This window comes from Verrucosispora sp. NA02020, from assembly GCF_013364215.1.
Classification (GTDB): Bacteria; Actinomycetota; Actinomycetes; order Mycobacteriales; family Micromonosporaceae; genus Micromonospora.
In genome coordinates this window covers 5864905-5879992 of sequence record NZ_CP054923.1, presented here as the reverse complement: position 1 = coordinate 5879992, position 15088 = coordinate 5864905, and the positions used below count along the sequence as shown (strand labels likewise).

Annotated in this window: 12 protein-coding genes; 7 read left to right on the top strand and 5 right to left on the bottom strand. The window is 71.4% G+C overall.

Annotated elements, in window-relative coordinates; all coding sequences use genetic code 11:
* Window positions 1–37 precede the first annotated feature (37 nt).
* The 3 genes from cobC to cobA are packed head-to-tail and all read left to right on the top strand — an operon-like array spanning window position 38 to window position 3446.
* Window positions 38–1120 (top strand): Rv2231c family pyridoxal phosphate-dependent protein CobC, encoded by a 1083-nt coding sequence (cobC, locus tag HUT12_RS26170; RefSeq protein WP_176095051.1) that lies wholly within the window; start codon window positions 38–40, stop codon window positions 1118–1120.
* Window positions 1120–2202 carry a nicotinate-nucleotide--dimethylbenzimidazole phosphoribosyltransferase gene (cobT, locus tag HUT12_RS26165; protein WP_176095986.1) on the top strand — a complete coding sequence of 361 codons (1083 nt, stop codon included), beginning with the start codon at window positions 1120–1122 and terminating at the stop codon, window positions 2200–2202. Before cobC ends, cobT begins: the two co-directional genes overlap by 1 nt.
* Window positions 2199–3446, top strand: a complete 1248-nt coding sequence (cobA, locus tag HUT12_RS26160; protein ID WP_176095050.1) for a uroporphyrinogen-III C-methyltransferase — start codon at window positions 2199–2201, stop codon at window positions 3444–3446. The genes cobT and cobA overlap by 4 nt, the downstream gene beginning before the upstream one ends.
* Before the next feature lie 428 nt (window positions 3447–3874).
* Here the strand turns inward: cobA and HUT12_RS26155 are convergent, their stop codons facing one another.
* The 3 genes from HUT12_RS26155 to HUT12_RS26145 form a co-directional block, all read right to left on the bottom strand.
* Window positions 3875–4459, bottom strand: coding sequence for a hypothetical protein (locus HUT12_RS26155; protein ID WP_131052209.1), 585 nt, complete (start codon window positions 4457–4459; stop codon window positions 3875–3877).
* A gap of 786 nt (window positions 4460–5245) precedes the next feature.
* On the bottom strand, window positions 5246–7807 hold the full coding sequence (otsB, locus tag HUT12_RS26150; RefSeq protein ID WP_131055138.1) for a trehalose-phosphatase: 2562 nt from the start codon (window positions 7805–7807) through the stop codon (window positions 5246–5248).
* A gap of 41 nt (window positions 7808–7848) precedes the next feature.
* On the bottom strand, window positions 7849–9249 hold the full coding sequence (locus HUT12_RS26145) for a trehalose-6-phosphate synthase (protein WP_131055133.1): 1401 nt from the start codon (window positions 9247–9249) through the stop codon (window positions 7849–7851).
* A gap of 353 nt (window positions 9250–9602) precedes the next feature.
* On the opposite strand from HUT12_RS26145, the gene ettA reads away from it, so the two are divergent.
* The 4 genes from ettA to HUT12_RS26125 all read left to right on the top strand — a co-directional run bounded on the left by ettA (window position 9603) and on the right by HUT12_RS26125 (window position 13152).
* Window positions 9603–11279: an energy-dependent translational throttle protein EttA gene (gene ettA, locus HUT12_RS26140; protein ID WP_131055134.1), complete on the top strand. Its 1677-nt coding sequence runs from the start codon at window positions 9603–9605 to the stop codon at window positions 11277–11279.
* Window positions 11280–11294: 15 nt separating this feature from the next.
* A complete protein-coding gene (locus HUT12_RS26135) occupies window positions 11295–11741 on the top strand; it encodes a thioesterase family protein (protein ID WP_131055136.1) in 447 nt (148 codons plus the stop codon).
* Complete coding sequence (locus HUT12_RS26130) at window positions 11738–12436, top strand: hypothetical protein (protein ID WP_176095049.1); 699 nt, start codon at window positions 11738–11740, stop codon at window positions 12434–12436. The genes HUT12_RS26135 and HUT12_RS26130 overlap by 4 nt, the downstream gene beginning before the upstream one ends.
* A 131-nt stretch (window positions 12437–12567) precedes the next feature.
* On the top strand, window positions 12568–13152 hold the full coding sequence (locus HUT12_RS26125) for a YbjN domain-containing protein (RefSeq protein ID WP_131056278.1): 585 nt from the start codon (window positions 12568–12570) through the stop codon (window positions 13150–13152).
* A 66-nt stretch (window positions 13153–13218) separates the two neighbouring features.
* Here HUT12_RS26125 and HUT12_RS26120 read toward each other — a convergent pair whose 3' ends face one another.
* Together HUT12_RS26120 and HUT12_RS26115 are read right to left on the bottom strand one after the other, a co-directional pair.
* Window positions 13219–13644, bottom strand: coding sequence for a globin (locus tag HUT12_RS26120; RefSeq protein ID WP_131056276.1), 426 nt, complete (start codon window positions 13642–13644; stop codon window positions 13219–13221).
* A gap of 62 nt (window positions 13645–13706) precedes the next feature.
* Window positions 13707–15071 carry an MFS transporter gene (locus tag HUT12_RS26115; RefSeq protein ID WP_131056274.1) on the bottom strand — a complete coding sequence of 455 codons (1365 nt, stop codon included), beginning with the start codon at window positions 15069–15071 and terminating at the stop codon, window positions 13707–13709.
* Window positions 15072–15088: the final 17 nt, after the last annotated feature.

Sequence of the window (15088 nt, the reverse complement as noted above, 5' to 3'; positions counted from 1 at the left end):
CTGTCGCCCGCGCCGCCTTCCCGGCAGGATCGCGGGCATGCACGGTCCGCTCACCGGAGCGTCCCACCCGACACCCGAACCCGACCTCGCGCACCACGGTGACGCGGAGGTCGGCGACGGCCTGGTCGACCTCGCCGTCAACGTCCGGCGCGCCCCCATGCCGGCCTGGCTGGGCGACCCGATCAGAGCCGCCCTGGACGACCTCGCCGGATACCCGGACCCGCGTCCGGCCCGCGCCGCCGTCGCCGCCCGGCACCGCCGCCCACCGGAGGAGGTGCTGCTCACCGCCGGTGCTGCCGAGGGCTTCGTGCTGCTCGCCCAGGCGCTGCGCGGAGTACGCCGACCCGTGGTGGTGCACCCGCAGTTCACCGAACCGGAGGCCGCGCTGCGGGCCGCCGGGCACACCGTGGAACGGGTGCTGCTCGACGCGGCCGACGACTTCCGGCTGCACCCGGAGCGCATCCCGGCCGACGCCGACCTCGTCATGATCGGCAACCCGACGAATCCCACCTCGGTGCTGCACCCCGCCGCCGACCTGGCCACCCTGGCCCGCCCCGGCCGGGTCCTGGTGATCGACGAGGCGTTCGCCGACACCACGGCCACGCCCGGCGTACCCGGTGAACCCGAGTCGCTGGCCGCCCGACGTGACCTGCCCGGCCTGCTGGTCGTGCGCAGCCTCACCAAGACCTGGGGACTGGCCGGACTCCGGATCGGCTACCTGCTCGGCGAGGCGACGCTGCTGGCGCGGCTGGCCGCCGTACAGCCGCTCTGGGCCGTCGCCACCCCCGCCCTGGCCGCCGCCTCCGCCTGCGCCACCGACGTCGCGGTCCAGGCCGAGCGCGCCATCGCCGCGCAACTCGCCGACGACCGCGCCTACCTGGTCGACCGGCTGTCGACCCTGCCGGGCGTACGCGTCGCCGGCCGTCCGGCCAGCGCCTTCGTCCTGGTGCAGCGGCCCGGTGCCGACCGGCTCCGCGCCGACCTGCGCGAACGCGGCTGGGCGGTACGCCGGGGCGACACCTTCCCGGGACTCGGACCAGACTGGCTGCGGATCGCCGTACGCGATCGGGCGACCACGGACGCGTTCATCGAGGTGCTGGCGGAGATCCTGGAGGCATGATGCTGGAGACCACCATCGCGGCGATCGGCCCGCTCGACGAGCCGGCGATGACCGCGGCCCGCCAGTTGCAGGCCCGGCTGACCAAGCCGGCCGGCTCGCTGGGTGCCCTGGAGGAGCTGTCCGTACGCCTCGCCGGCCTGGCCGGCACCTGCCCGCCACCGCTGCCGACCCCGGCCGCAGTGGCGATCTTCGCCGGAGACCACGGGGTGCACGCCCAGCGGGTCAGCCCCTGGCCGCAGGAGGTCACCGGGCAGATGGTCGGCAACTTCCTGGCCGGCGGTGCCGTGGTCAACGCGTTCGCCCGGCAGGCCGGTGCCTCGGTCACCGTGGTCGACGTCGGCGTGGCCACCCCGCTGCCCGCCCCCGACCCGACCGACGCGGACGACAACGGCGGGCTGCCCCGACTGGTCACCACCCCCGTACGCCGAGGCACCCGGGACCTGACCGTCACCGCCGCGCTGACCCGCGAGGAGACCACGGCGGCGATCGAGGTCGGCATCCGGATCGCCGGGGAACTGATCGACGCGGGCGCGAGAATCCTGCTCACCGGGGACATGGGCATCGGCAACACCACCCCCGCCGCCGCCCTGATCGCCGCCCTCACCGGGGTCGACGCCGCCGAGGCGACCGGTCGGGGCGCCGGCGTCGACGACCCGACGTACCACCACAAGATCGAAGTGGTGCGGGCCGCGCTGCACCGACACGCCCCCGACCCGGACGATCCGCTGGGAGTGCTCGCGGCCGTCGGCGGGCTGGAACACGCCGCACTGACCGGGTTCGTCCTCGGTGCCGCCGCGCGACGCGTACCGGTGCTGCTGGACGGCGTGATCGCGGTCTCCGCCGCGCTCGCCGCCGCGGCCCTCGCCCCCGACGCGGTCGGCGCGATGATCGCCGGTCACCGCTCCGCCGAGCCGGGCGCCACGGTCGCGCTGCGCCGGCTCGGTCTCGACCCGCTGATCGACCTCGGCCTGCGGCTGGGCGAGGGCACCGGCGCCCTGCTGGCCCTGCCCGTGGTCACCGGCGCGGCCCGCGTCCTGCACGAGGTCGCCACCTTCGACTCCGCCGGGGTGGCCGAGAAGTGACCGCGAACCCCTATCCGCTCGGACTGCGCCTGGCCGGCCTTCCGGTGGTCGTGGTGGGCGGGGGAACGGTGGCCACCCGCCGGGTACCCGCCCTGATCGACGCCGGGGCGGACGTGCTGCTGGTGACGCCCGAGATCAGTCCGGCCCTGCGCGCCCACGCCGACGCCGGACGGCTGCGCTGGGCGGAGCGTCGCTTCGTCCCTGAGGACCTCGACGGCGCCTGGCTGGTGCAGGTCGCCATCGACGACCCGGTCGCCGCCGCCACGGTCAGCGCCGCCGCCGCCGAACGCCGGATCTTCTGCGTACGCGCCGACGACCGTACGGCGGCGACCGCCTGGACCCCGGCGGTGACCCGGCACGGCCCGGTGACCGTCGGCGTCCTCGGCGGCGGAGACCCACACCGCGCCATGGCCGTCCGAGACGCCATCCGCACCCTCCTGCACGTAAGGAAGGGCACCTTATTAACGCCTCCGGTAGAGGAAGGGCCCCTTGTTAACACCCGGACGGGTCGGGGCGGCGCTGTCGCCCTCGTGGGTGCCGGGCCGGGCGACGCCGAGCTCATCACTCTGAAGGGATGGCGTCTGCTCACCGAGGCCGACGTCGTGGTCGCCGACCGCCTGGTGCCCGGCCTGCTCCTGGACGAGCTGCGCTCCGGCGTCGAACTGGTGGACGCCTCCAAGATCCCCTACGGACCGTCCCGCACCCAGGAGGAGATCAACCAGATCCTGGTCGACCGGGCGCGCGCCGGGTCCTTCGTGGTCCGGCTCAAGGGCGGCGACCCGTACGTCTTCGGCCGGGGCGGGGAGGAACTGCTGGCCTGCGCGGAGGCTGGCGTACCGGTCACCGTGGTTCCCGGCGTGACCAGCTCCATCGCCGCCCCCGCAGCGGCCGGCGTCCCGGTCACCCACCGGGGCGTGGCCCACGAGTTCACCGTGGTGTCCGGCCACGTCGCGCCCGACTCACCGGACTCGCTGGTGCGCTGGGAGGCCCTGGCCGGTCTCCGAGGCACGCTGGTGATCCTGATGGGGCTCAAGAACCTGCCGGCGATCACCGCCACCCTGCTGGCACACGGGCGACCCGCCGACACCCCGGCGGCCGTGGTCCAGGAGGCCACCACCGGCTCGGAGCGGGTCGTGCGCGCCACGCTGGGCGAGGTCGCCGCCGCCGTCGCCGACGCGGGACTGCGCCCGCCCGCCGTGGTCGTACTCGGTGACGTGGTCACTGCTCTCGACCTGTCCGAGTGAAGGCGACTGGCCGGCACCCCGAGTGGGATGCCGGCCAGTAGGTCGGTGTGCAGGTCGCCTCTCGGCGAGTGGCGCGACGCGGCTCCAGCCGAACTGGTATTCCGCGACGGCATTTTAGGTGAGGCCCGGGGACACTGGATCACACCGACGCCCGGTACAACCGCGCTCCACAGCTCGTTGTTCCCGGTCGCGCGGCGGATTCTGCTTGCCGGCTTGTTCGTGTGCTTGCTTGTTTTGTAAGGAGGGGTCCCCTGCTAACGCCTGGTGTATAGCAGGGGACCCCTGCTTACATCCCACCCCGCCGTACACCGCAAGTCGTGCGGGGATCCGGGGCGCGGAGAAGACGCTGCCGGCCGGTACCCGTGGTGGGTACCGGCCGGCGGCGTTCTTGCTCCCCCTTGTGCGAGGAAAGTCTGTTCGGTGTGGGGTCAGCTGTTCCAGTGCTCGGCGACGAGGTCGGCGGCCTGCTGCTCCCACTGGGCGTAGTGATCCGGGAACGCCGACACCTGGACGGTCTGGGCGGCGACGGTCAGGGGCATGTCCTGCCAACCGTCGACCTGCTTCAAACCCTTCAGAAAGGCGAGGGTGGAGTACTCGGGGTCGGTGATCTGCTCCACCGTGCCCCAACCCGAAGAGGGGCGCTGCTGGAACAAGCCCTGCGAATCATGATCGTTGCGGTCACCGAGGTGACCCAGGTTCTCCAACTTCGACTCCTGGAACGCCGTACCGATCGCGATCACGGCGGCACGCTCGTCCATACCGGCCTTCTTCGTCGCCGCGATGATCGCCTTCGCGTTGGCGACCTGCTCGTCGGACAGGTCGATACGCGACTGGGCACCCTGCACACCATGCGGAATCAACTTGCCGCTGTCGGGCTTGTCCGCCTGCACCGCCACCAGCGAACCCGTGACAGGGGTGGCGTCAGCCTGCATGGTCGGGCCGGCGAACACACCACCGGCAAACGCGAGACCGGCAACACCGAGAACGCTCTTACGCAGCAGCTTCGAGTTCATCACAAGCTCCATTCGGGGGTAGACGCCACCCACAGGGGGATCGAGAGTGACGCGAACGCCGTCAGGCGCTAGAAGAAGAGGAAATCCGACGGCAACACGGCCCGAGAAGGGATCAGCGGATCCGGCTTTGCGGCGTCGGGTCAATACACAACCACCTGGCAGCCCGCATCATTCCCCGGCCATCCACCAGCCTGTCGCGGCGCCGGGACCAGGTATAACCACCGACCGAGCCAGACCATTCCGACACCCGCCCGCCATCCTGCGCCGAGGCGAGAGTCGAACCGCCTGCGCGGGGTTGAGGTCCTGCGCGGTCAGCCACCCGATGACAACGCCCCCGACCCCACCCCGATTCCGCCCAGCACCGATCCGAATTCGACTCATAGCGGACACGGCCGCCATCCAGGCAGAAATCCCCGGCGCGCGCTGCCTCCCGTGCTGTCCCGCAGGGCCCGTCCGCGCCAGCCCCGCAAGGCCGACCCGCTGCAAGGTCAGTCGTTGATCAAGGAGTTTGGTGCGTATGGGCGGCGAATCCGGATTGAAACTTCTTGATCAACCGGGGGGTCATCCCCGAGCCATGCCCGAACCATCCCAGGGCGGGACTGGTGAGTGATATGCGGGGGAGGGCGGGGCGGGGTGGGGCCGGGGGGTGGGACGTAGCGCGGGCGGGGAAAGGGGTGTGGGGGTGAGACGTGGGAGAGAGTGCGGAGCGCTGGGGAGGACGCAGTGGGGACGGCGGAGCGGCCGGAGACCTTTGGGTCTCCGGCCGCCCGTGTGCGCGTACGTGGGCTACTGCTTGAGCATGTTGTCCAGCAGCAGCGCGCAGCGGATCACGCCGAGGTGGCTGTACGCCTGGGGGTGGTTGCCCAGGCCACGCTCGGCGAGCGGGTCGTACTGCTCGGGGAGCAGTCCGGTCGGGCCCGCCGTGTCGATCATCTGGAGGAACAGTTCCTCGGCGTCGGTACGCCGACCGGTGCGCAGGTACGCCTCGATCAGCCAGGACGTGCAGATGTGGAAGCCGCCCTCCCGCCCGGGCAGGCCGTCGTCCCAGTGGTAGCGGTAGACGACCGGGCCGCTGCGCAGGTCCGCCTCGATCTTGAGCACGGTGGAGAGGAAGCGCGGGTCGTCGCCGGGCAGCAGCCCGGACAGGCCGATCCACAGCGACGAGGCGTCCATGTCCTCGTCGCCGTACGCGACGCTGTACGCCTCGGCCTGCTCGTGCCAGCCGTGTTCGAGGACGTTGGCGCCGATCCGGTCGCGCAGTTCCACCCACTCGGCGCGGTCCTCGCCGCCGTGCTGGCGGGTGACGTGCAGTGCCCGGTCGACGGTCATCCAGCACATCACCTTCGAGAAGATGTGGTGCCGGGGAGGCAGACGCGCCTCCCAGATGCCGTGATCGGGCTCGTGCCAGCGGCGACGGACCGCCTCGACCATGTTCTCCAGGACCCGCCACTCCTCGGGGCGGACCGATCCTCGGGCGTCGGCGGTGGCGGCGATCAGGTCGGCGATCGGGCCGAACACGTCGAGCTGGAGCTGGTGGTTGGCGAGATTGCCGACGCGTACGGGCCGGGAGCCGGCGTAGCCGGGCAGCGTGTCGATGACCGCTTCGGCGCCCAGTTCGTACCCGTCGACGGTGTAGAGCGGGTGCAGCCGCTCGGGGTGTCCGCCGGTGCGCTCGACGCATCCGTCCACCCAGCGCAGGAACGCCTCGGCTTCGGTGATCGAGCCGAGGTCGACCAGGGCGCGGGCCGTCATCGCGGCGTCGCGCAGCCAGCAGTAGCGGTAGTCCCAGTTGCGGACTCCGCCCAGTTCCTCGGGGAGCGAGGTGGTGGCGGCGGCGAGGATCGAGCCGGTCGCCTCGTGGCAGAGCCCGCGTAGCGTGAGCGCGCTGCGGGCGACCAGGTCCCGGGCCGTGGTGGGCAGGCGTAGCGAGGCGACCCAGTCCTTCCAGGGCCGTTCCGCGGCGGCCTGGCGTTCGTGGATCGGCAGCCGGTGGTGTTCCAGGCTGTGCGTGCCGAAGCGCAGCTCCAGCACGACCTGCCCGCCGAGCGCCGAGAGGTCGACCACCGCCTTGGCGGTCGAGTACCCGCCGTCGTTGCCGACCTCCCACTGCACGCCGGGGGAGTAGAGCGCGATGGGTTCGTTGGAACCGAGCACCAGCAGGCCGTCGCCGACCGGCTGGAGCTGGACCGCGACCTGCGCGAACTCGGGCCGGGGAGCGAACTCCACGCGGACCCGACCGGTGCCGGCCAGCACCCGGATCAGGGTGGAGTCACCGGAGATGATCGCGGGACCGTCCGGTGTGGCCTTCGGGTCGGGCTTGTCGAGCCAGTCGGTGACGGTCAGCCCGGACCAGCGGGTCTCCACGGTCATGGTGCCGGACCGGTAGCGCTGGCCGAGCGGGATGCCGCCGCGTTCGGGGGCGACGCTGAAGTGACCGGCCGGGCTGCCGCCGACCAGGTCGGCGAAGATGGCCGCCGAGTCGGGCTTGGGGTTGCACAGCCAGGAGACCTTGGCGTCCGGCGTGAGCAGGGCGACGGTACGCCCGTTGGCCAGCATCGAGTGCCGCTCGATCGGCACCGCGCGCTCGCCGAACAGCCAGTGCCGTCGGGTCTCCAGGAGCAGTCCGAGCGCGCGGGCGGCCTCGATCGGCTCGTCCACCCGGTAGCCGGCCTTGGTCTCGCCGGGCCCGATCTTGATGCCGACGTCGGGGCCGTGCAGGTTGCCGAAGGCGTTCTCGTCGGTGATGTCGTCACCGATGAAGAGCACCGCGCTGGCGGAGAGCTGGGTGCGGAGCTGGTCGACCGCGGTGCCTTTGTGGGTGGCCACCACGGACAGCTCGATCACCTCCTTGCCCTGGGTGACCGTCACGTCCGGCCAGGTGGCGGGACCGTTGCGGACCGCCTCGATGGCCGCGCCGGCGATCTCGGGGGCCACCCCACGGGTGTGCACCGCGACGCTCGCCGGTTTGCGCTCCAGGCGTACGCCCGGGTGGGTCGCGGCGATCTCGCGCAGCGCGTCCCGCAGCCGGGTGCGGACCGCGATCAGCTCGGGGGAGAGCCGCTCGACGAACCCGATGTCGAACTCGGAGCCGTGGCTGCCGACCAGATGGACCTCGCTGGGCAGCCGGGAGAGCGCGGCCAGGTCGCGCAGCGCGCGACCGGAGACGACGGCCACGGTGGTCTGCGGCAGCGCGGCCAGGGCACGCACCGCCGCCACCGACTCCGGCAGCGGTACGGCCTTGCTCGGATCCTCCACGATGGGGGCGAGCGTGCCGTCGTAGTCGCAGGCGACGAGGAGCTGGGGGACCCGGGCGATCCGGCCGATGGCGGACCGGAGCTCCGGGTCCATGGTGCCCGCCGCCGGGGTGATGATCTCGTTTGAGCCGGCGTTCACGCCGCCTCCATGTCAGGCACACCTAGTTCGGTGAGGAAGGACTTCGCCCAGTGCCCCACGTCGTGGGTGCGCAGATGGCGTTGCATAGTCCGCATACGGCGACGAGCCTCCGGCTTCTCCACATGCACGGCCCGTAGCAGAGCGTCCTTGACCGCGTCGGGGTCGTGCGGGTTGCACAGGAACGCCTGACGCAGCTCGGTGGCTGCGCCGGCGAACTCACTGAGTACGAGCGCGCCCCCGTGGTCCGCCCTCGACGCGACATACTCCTTGGCCACGAGGTTCATTCCGTCTCGCAGTGGAGTCACCATCATCACGTCAGCGGCGGCGTACATCGCAGCCAGTTCGGTCCGACTGTACGACTGATGCAGATAATGCACCGCAGGCACACCGACCCGCCCAAATTCGCCATTAATCCGACCAACCTCGCGCTCGACCTTGACGCGAAGTGCCTGGTAGTGCTCGACCCGTTCGCGGCTCGGCGTGGCGACCTGCACCATAACGGCGTCGGGGACTGTCAACTTTCCGTCAGCGAGCAGTTCGCGGAAGGCCTTGAGTCGCAGTTCGATGCCCTTGGTGTAGTCGAGCCGGTCCACGCCGAGGATGATCGTCTTGGGATTGCCCAGCTCCTCGCGGATCTCCTTGGCCCGGGCCTGGATCGCCGAGTCGGCGGCCAGCCGCTCCATCTCCTTGGTGTCGATGGAGATGGGGAACGCGCCGGCCTTGACCTGCCGACCGTCCACCTGGATCATCTGGCCCTCGTACCGCAGGCCGAGCAGGTGGCGGGCGAGCCGGACGAAGTTCTGCGCGGCCAGCCGCTGCTGGAACCCGACCAGGTCGGCGCCGAGGAGTCCGCGCAGGATCTCGGTGCGGAACGGCATCTGCATGAACAGCTCGATCGGCGGGAACGGGATGTGCAGGAAGAACCCGATCCGTAGGTCCGGCCGGAGTTCCCGGAGCATGGCCGGCACCAGCTGGAGCTGGTAATCCTGCACCCACACCGTCGCGCCCTCGGCCGCGACCTCCGCCGCGGCCTCCGCGAAGCGCGCGTTCACCAGGCGGTACGCCTCACGCCAGCGCCGCTTGTAGGCGGGCGTCTCGACGGCGTCGTGATAGAGCGGCCAGATGGTGGCGTTGGACTGGCCCTCGTAGTACCGCTCCAACTCCTCGGCGCTCAACGGCACCGGGTGCAGGCGGATGCCCTCCAGGTCGAACGGTTCGGGGGCCGCGCCGGTGCCGCCGGCCCAGCCGACCCAGGTGCCCTGATGCTCGGCGAGGACGGGGTGCAGTGCGGTGACCAGCCCGCCTGGGCTGCGTCGCCACTGTCGGCCCTCAGGTGTGCTCACCTCGTCGACCGGCAGTCGATTCGCCACTACGACAAAGGAGCTACGGACGGTCACGATCGGCCACCTCCGGGTGCTGACGGGTCCACCGCGATGAGCGTACTGAGCGTAGCTGCGGCGTCTGTTCCCCCGTGCCGGAGTCACCTACCCTTCCCAGACTCCGTCAACCGTGAACGTGATCATGGTGACACGGCCCGCCGCCTGCCCCGACGGCCTGGGCTGCCGCGTGTCGGGCCGGTGGCCTACCCGATGGCGTCGGGCGGGGCGATGTGGGCGCGGGGCGGCGTACCTGTCAGGATTGACGATGGCGTGCGCGTGGCCGGCTTCCGGCCGGCGGCGGGCGGTCAACCGGCCCGCACCCGCACCACACGACATTCGGCGATCACCACCGACGGAGGGTAGCCCGTACCGTGGCCCAGTACATCTACGTCCTGGAAAAGGCGCGCAAGGCGCACGGCGACAAGGTCGTGCTCGACAACGTGACGCTGAGCTTCCTGCCGGGGGCCAAGATCGGTGTGGTCGGCCCGAACGGCGCCGGTAAGTCCAGCCTCCTCAAGATCATGGCAGGGCTGGACCGGCCGAGCAACGGCGAGGCCCGGCTGATGCCCGGCCACACCGTCGGGCTGCTGGCCCAGGAGCCGCCGCTCAACGACGCGAAGACCGTCCTCGGCAACATCGAGGAGGCGGTCGCGGACACCAAGGCCAGGCTGGAGCGGTTCAACAAGATCGCCGAGCAGATGGCGACCGACTACTCCGACGAGCTGATGGAGGAGATGGGCCGGCTCCAGGAGGAGCTGGACCACGCCGACGCCTGGGACATCGACTCCAAGCTCGAACTCGCCATGGACGCGCTGCGTTGCCCGCCGCCGGACGCCGACGTCACCACGCTCTCCGGTGGTGAGCGCCGCCGGGTCGCGCTCTGCAAGCTGCTGCTGGAGGCCCCCGACCTGCTGCTGCTCGACGAGCCCACCAACCACCTGGACGCGGAGAGCGTGCAGTGGCTGGAGCAGCACCTGGCCAAGTACGCCGGCACCGTGCTGGCGATCACCCACGACCGGTACTTCCTGGACAACGTGGCCGGCTGGATCCTGGAGCTGGACCGTGGCCGGGCCGTCGGCTACGAGGGCAACTACTCCACGTACCTGGAGAAGAAGGCCGCCCGGCTCGCCGTCGAGGGACGCCGCGACGCCAAGATGAAGAAGCGCCTCACGGAGGAGCTGGAGTGGGTCCGCTCCAACGCCAAGGCGCGGCAGACCAAGTCCAAGGCCCGGCTCGACCGGTACGACGAGATGGCCGCCGAGGCGGAGAAGACCCGCAAGCTGGACTTCGAGGAGATCCAGATCCCGCCGGGGCCGCGTCTGGGCAACACCGTCATCGAGGCGCACAACCTGACCAAGGGCTTCGGCGACCGGGTACTCATCGACAACCTGTCGTTCTCGCTGCCGCGCAACGGCATCGTCGGCATCATCGGCCCGAACGGCGTCGGCAAGACCACGCTGTTCAAGACCATCGTCGGGCTGGAGCAGCCGACCGACGGCTCGGTCAAGGTCGGCGAGACCGTCTCGCTGTCGTACGTCGACCAGAACCGGCAGGGCCTGGCCGGTGACAAGTCGGTCTGGGAGGTCGTCTCCGACGGGCTGGACCACCTCATGGTGGGCAAGGTCGAGATGCCGTCCCGGGCGTACATCGCCGCGTTCGGCTTCAAGGGGCCGGACCAGCAGAAGCCGACCAAGGTGCTCTCCGGCGGCGAGCGTAACCGGCTCAACCTGGCGCTCACGCTGAAGATCGGCGGGAACGTGATCCTGCTCGACGAGCCGACCAACGACCTGGACGTGGAGACGCTCTCCAGCCTGGAGAACGCGCTGCTGGAGTTCCCCGGCTGCGCCGTGGTGATCTCCCACGACCGGATGTTCCTGGACCGGGTCGCCACGCACATCCTCGCCTGGGAGGGCGACGACGAGAACCCGGCCAAGTGGTTCTGGTTCGAGGGCAACTTCGAGGCGTACGAGAAGAACAAGATCGACCGGCTCGGCGCCGAGGCGGCCCGGCCGCACCGGGTGACCTACCGCAAGCTGACCCGCGACTGATCGGGGCGGATCGTCGTGGCTGACCGGTTCGTCTACCACTGCACCCTGCGTTGGTCCGACCAGGACGCGTACGGTCACGTCAACAACGCCCGCTTCCTCACGCTCTATGAGGAGGCGCGGGTGGCGTTGATGTTCGCCGGTGCCCAGGCCCAGGGGATCGACTCGTTCACCAACGGCGTCGTGATCCGCCGGCACGAGATCGACTATCTGCGCCCGGTCGACTTCGCCCTGCACCGCGCCACCGCCGATGGTGCGCCCACGGTGCGGATCGACCTCTGGGTGGAGCAGATCCGTGCGGCCTCCTTCACCATCGGCTACGAGATGTACGACGGGGACCTGCTGGTCAGCCGGGCGCGCTCGGTCCTGGTGCCGTTCGACCTGGCCCAGCAGGCGGCCCGTCGGCTGACCGAGCAGGAACGGGCCTTCCTGCTCGGGTACGCCCTCGACGGCGGGACACCGTGACCGGATCGCGGGGCGACGCCGACGGTCACGGGATCGTCGACGTCGCCGACGCGGGGGCCTTCCTGTCCCGGCTGGTCCGGTTCGAGAGCACCGCCCTGGTCCGGTTGCGGCCGGCCGGTGCACCGGGCCGTACCGCCCTCTGGGCCCGGCTGCCGTGGGGCGTCCTGGCGGCGCGCACGGTGGCCGGCGCGGGTGCCGGAGACGTCACGGTGGCCGCCGGGAGTCTGCTGGCCGAACTGGCGGCCGGTGGGAGCGCGTTGCCCACGCGACAGGACGCGCAGTGGCGCTGGGCGTTGCCACCGGCCGGGAGCCGGTGGGTGGAGACGCTGCCGGGCGGGGAACTGCGCCGACTCGCCTCGGCGGCGGCGGGCACGCTGCGCGAGGCCGCCGCGCACGGGGTGGCCGGTCGGGCGGTCGGGCAGCGGGCCCTGCGGGACGCCCTACTGGACCACGTGGCGGTGGTGGTCACGCCGGACGACGAGCCTGGCCGTCCGGTGGAGGTGACCCAGCGATTGGTGCAGGGTCTGGTTCGGATGGGTTTCCTGGGTGCTGCCGGGGATTCGCCGGAATCGGGCGCGGTCCAGGTCCGTGCGGCTGGCCGATGGGTCGGGCTGGTGGGACCGTATGGAGCTGTCTGGTCGCAGAAGGCCACGGATCTGGTCGTACGGCCCTCCGTGGCTCATGCGAACGGATGACCCTCGGTCATCCTTCTGGGCTGGGGCTGCCGTTGGGGGGGTGCTTCGTTCCGGCTGTCCGGGTACCGTCCATCCTCGGATCCAACCCACCGTAGGCGACTGGATCCGCTGGGGAGTGAGGTGCGCGAGCGATGCCGTGGTGGTCATGGCGCCCCGGTCCCGCCAGTGGCGGTGACCCGGAAACTCGAAGCAGGATCACGGTGGAGGGCACGGTCCGGGTCGGGCCGCCTCCGCCCCGCCAACCGGGGGACGACCGGTCGGGCGGGGAGCATCCGTTGATCGCCGACATGCCGGCAACCGTCGAACCGGTCACCCTGGGCCGGGTCTGCGATGCGCTCGACCTGCTCGACGTGCGCTATCTCGCCGACGGCGACGGCAACCTGTTGGCCATGTGGGAGCGGCACGCGGTGCTGGTCACGCTGGAGGGGCCGGAGGACGAGATCCTCGTGCTCCGGGCCAGGCCGCACGCGACCGTGCCGCCGGACTGGGCGGACCGGGCCTACCGGGTGGTCAACGAGTGGAACCACACCCGACGCTTCTGTAAGGCGTACGTGGGTGACGCCACCGAGCGGGGCCAGTTGCCGATCTACGCCGAGTTGCAGGTGCCGCTCGCCGCGGGGGCCCACGACGCCCTCCTGGTCGAGCTGCTGGACTGCGGGGCGGCAGTGGCCACCAGCTTCGTCGACTGGCTGCACGACGAGGGAGCGCTGCTCTGAGCCGTACGGATGCGGCCCGCCGCCGGGCAGGTGGCGGGCACGCACCCCGTGCCGGGTGACCACGGCTCATGCCGGCGCGGCCGGGTCCTCCATCACGTTGACCATGAAGAGGGCCGCCCGCTCCAGGTAGGTCCAGAGTTCGGTCTCGATCGTCGGCGGCAGGTCGAGAGTGTCGACCGCCCGGCGCATGTGCCGCAACCAGGCGTCGCGTTCGGCGGCGCCGATCCGGAACGGCGCGTGCCGCATCCGCAGTCGGGGGTGCCCCCGCTGGGACGAGTAGGTGTTCGGGCCGCCCCAGTACTGCATGAGGAACAGCCTCATCCGGTCGGAGGCCGGGCCCAGGTCCTCCGGGTACATCGGCCGTAGCAGCGGATCGGTGGCGATGCCGGCGTAGAACTCGTCGACCAGCTTGCGGAACGTGGGCTCGCCGCCGACGGCCTCGAAGAGCGTGACCGTCTCGCCGTTGCGCTCGGACTCACCTGCGGGATTCACCGTTCCATCCTGCCAGGCCCCATCGACCGTCGGCCCGCCCGGGACGGCCGGCCGGGGGTGGTTCAGCTCACCGCGTGCTGCGGCCGCCCCGGACCCACCTGTTCGGAGCCGGGCGCCTCCGGCCCGGGAGCACCGCCCTGAGCGGGGGCGGCACCGGCTCGCCGGGCCGCCTCGACGGAGGCGGCCACGGCCCGGTGGTCGGGCCAGCGGAGCGCCACGATCGACATCAGCAGCACGCCCGCGACGCTCCACACCCCGACCACGACGGGGATCGGGAAGCGTTCGGCGAGCAGCCCGGTCACCAACACCGCGGCGCCCTGGATCACCTGCACGCCGGTGGCCATCACGCCGAAGGCGCGGGCCCGGAAGCCGTCCGGCAGGGCCTGCACGAAGAGTCCGTTGGCGACCGGCAGCATGCCGGCGACCGCGAAGCCGGAGACGGCGGCGAGCAGGGCCACCATCACCGGAGAGGGGTCGAGCAACGACGGCACCAGGGCCAGCGGCGCGAAGACGGCCAGCGGGCGCATCAGGGCCAGTCGACGGGCCGGCCCGACGAGCCGCGCGATCAGCAGGCCGCCGAGGATGAAGCCGAGCGGGTGCGAGGCCATGATCATGGCTTGCGCCAGGCCGGTGTTCATCCCGTCCGCGCTCTCGTTCGCCCAGGCGGCGGCGAGCCCCTCGGGCACGATCGAGAAGAGCATGGCGCTGAAGACCAGGACGGCGATCGCCCGCAGCACCGGCGTCCGGAAGACGATCCGGAACCCGTCGCCGGTCTCGCGCAGCAGGTGACTGCGGTGGGCGGTGCTCATCGCCGGGGCCCGGTCGCGGACGCCGACCCGGACGAGCAGCGCGGAGAGCGCGAAGGCGACCGCGTTCATCAGCAGCGCGGCGGTCGGGCTCGCCGTCGCCACGACGGCGCCGAGCAGATAGCCGACCACCTGGGCGGCCTGCCCCACGCTGGCGTTGATCGAGAGCCCGACGACGAGCCGGTCGCCGGGCAGGATCAGCGGCATCAGGGCGGACCGGGCGGCCTGACTCGGCGGGTTGGCCAACGTGGTGGCGAACAGCAACGCCAGGATCACCGGCACCGGGATGCCCGGGATGGCGATGAGCAGCATCAGCGACATGCGGATGAGGTCGCAGACGACCATCACCTGCCGGTACCGGTGTCGCTCGGCGATGGTGGCCAGCAGGGGCCCGCCGATCAGCCAGGGCAGGTAGCTCACCGCGAAGGCGGCGGCGGAGAGGGCGACGGACTGGGTCGTCCGGTAGACGAGGAGGGTGACCGCCGCCTTGGCGACGTAATCGCCGATCCAGGTCAGCGTGTTGGCCGCGAATACGGCGCGGTACTCACTCTGGGCGAAAACTTCACGGAAGGTGGCCGGCCCTTCCGGAGAAGGTCGCTCGTCGGACACCTTCGCCTCCATCGTTCCGGTGGCGGGTC

What these genes read in the sequence shown, in the direction of transcription:
- cobC (WP_176095051.1), top strand. Translation starts at nt 38, where the DNA reads ATGCACGGTCCGCTCACCGGAGCGTCCCACCCGACACCCGAACCCGAC.
- HUT12_RS26155 (WP_131052209.1), bottom strand. Translation starts at nt 4,459, where the DNA reads ATGAACTCGAAGCTGCTGCGTAAGAGCGTTCTCGGTGTTGCCGGTCTC.
- HUT12_RS26115 (WP_131056274.1), bottom strand. Translation starts at nt 15,071, where the DNA reads ATGGAGGCGAAGGTGTCCGACGAGCGACCTTCTCCGGAAGGGCCGGCC.
- cobT (WP_176095986.1), top strand. Translation starts at nt 1,120, where the DNA reads ATGCTGGAGACCACCATCGCGGCGATCGGCCCGCTCGACGAGCCGGCG.
- otsB (WP_131055138.1), bottom strand. Translation starts at nt 7,807, where the DNA reads ATGGACCCGGAGCTCCGGTCCGCCATCGGCCGGATCGCCCGGGTCCCC.
- HUT12_RS26125 (WP_131056278.1), top strand. Translation starts at nt 12,568, where the DNA reads ATGCCGTGGTGGTCATGGCGCCCCGGTCCCGCCAGTGGCGGTGACCCG.